Here is a 1,673-nt window from a genome sequence, read left to right as displayed (position 1 = left end):
GCCGGTTAACGTCCAGGTATGACCATCACTGGCCGTCAAGGTGTCTATTCCGGTACCCGCGTCCACCAAAGTGATGTTGCTATACGTCAAACCTTTCTGGCTGACCTTTCCAGCTTCGCCACTGGCGGCAAAGATATCATCACCAGATGTACCCAGTACGCTGCTGCCGGTGGCAGCGTTCGCTTCTTCCAAGCCACTGAAGTTAATGCCGGAGTGAACCACTTGTACATCTGCATCCGTGCTTAACTGCCAGGCTTCTGCACTGCTGCTGGTCAAGACATCGTTGCCACCACTGTTATTGCCGCCGTCGACGGTATCGATACTGCTGATCAACACCCCATTGGCCGTGATGGTGTTGGCGCCTTCAATTTCAAAGGTATCGGCATTGCCGGAACCTGTGACCGAACTGTTACCGGATACCGTTCCCTCATGTTCGGCGACTTCCACATCACTGAAAGTAATATCGGCAGCTATCAATTCATTGTCATTGGTCGTCAATTCCCATGCACGGGTCGTGGTGGATTCCACCACATCGTTAATCGCCGGATCGGAAGAGCTGCCACCGTTGACTGTATTGACATTGGTAAACGTCAGTCCACTTACCTCGACCGTATTCGCATCTCCGCCAACCGTGAATATTTCTGCTGCATCATCGGCACCTTGCACTGACGCATTATTGGCATCGGCCACCTCCATATTGGAGTAGGTAATATTATCTTCGATGAGTTGTTTTTCGATACCTGTGAGTGACCATATGTGGCCATTACCTGCTGTCAGGGTATCTGTACCGGTACCGGCATCCACCGAGGTGATGTTGCTATACGTCAAACCTTTCTGACTGACCTTTCCAGCTTCGCCACTGGCAGCAAAGGTATCATCACCAGATGTACCCAGTACGCTGCTGCCGGTGGCAGCGTTCGCTTCTTCCAAGCCACTGAAGTTAATGCCGGAGTGAACCACTTGTACATCTGCATCCGTGCTTAACTGCCAGGCTTCTGCACTGCTGCTGGTCAAGACATCGTTGCCACCACTGTTACTGCCGCCGTCGACGGTATCGATACTGCTGATCAACACCCCATTGGCCGTGATGGTGTTGGCGCCTTCAATTTCAAAGGTATCGGCATTGCCGGAACCTGTGACCGAACTGTTACCGGATACCGTTCCCTCATGTTCGGCGACTTCCACATCACTGAAAGTAATATCGGCAGCTATCAATTCATTGTCATTGGTCGTCAATTCCCATGCACGGGTCGTGGTGGATTCCACCACATCGTTAATCGCCGGATCGGAAGAGCTGCCACCGTTGACTGTATTGACATTGGTAAACGTCAGTCCACTTATCTCGACCGTATTCGCATCTCCGCCAACCGTGAATATTTCTGCTGCATCATCGGCACCTTGCACTGTCGCATTATTGGCATCGGCCACCTCCATATTGGAGTAGGTAATATTATCTTCGATGAGTTCTTTTTCGATACCTGTGAGTGACCATATGTGGCCATTACCTGCTGTCAGGGTATCTGTACCGGTACCGGCATCCACCGAGGTGATGTTGCTATACGTCAAACCTTTCTGACTGACCTTTCCAGCTTCGCCACTGGCAGCAAAGGTATCATCACCGGTAGTACCCAGCACACTGCTGCCGGCTGCACCGTTCGCTTCTTCCAAGCCAC

At 51.6% G+C, this 1,673-nt stretch carries 1 protein-coding gene; it reads right to left on the bottom strand.

Going from position 1 to position 1,673, the window contains the following annotated elements; all coding sequences use genetic code 11:
* On the bottom strand, window positions 1-1,673 hold a 1,673-nt coding region (locus KOI40_RS18245), incomplete at both ends, for a beta strand repeat-containing protein (protein WP_216098976.1).

The sequence above is a fragment of the Pseudomaricurvus albidus genome (assembly GCF_018863235.1).
Classification (GTDB): domain Bacteria; phylum Pseudomonadota; class Gammaproteobacteria; order Pseudomonadales; family Cellvibrionaceae; genus Pseudomaricurvus; species Pseudomaricurvus albidus.
The sequence above is the reverse complement of the archived record's forward strand: the minus strand, read 5'-3'. Positions and strand labels throughout refer to the sequence as shown.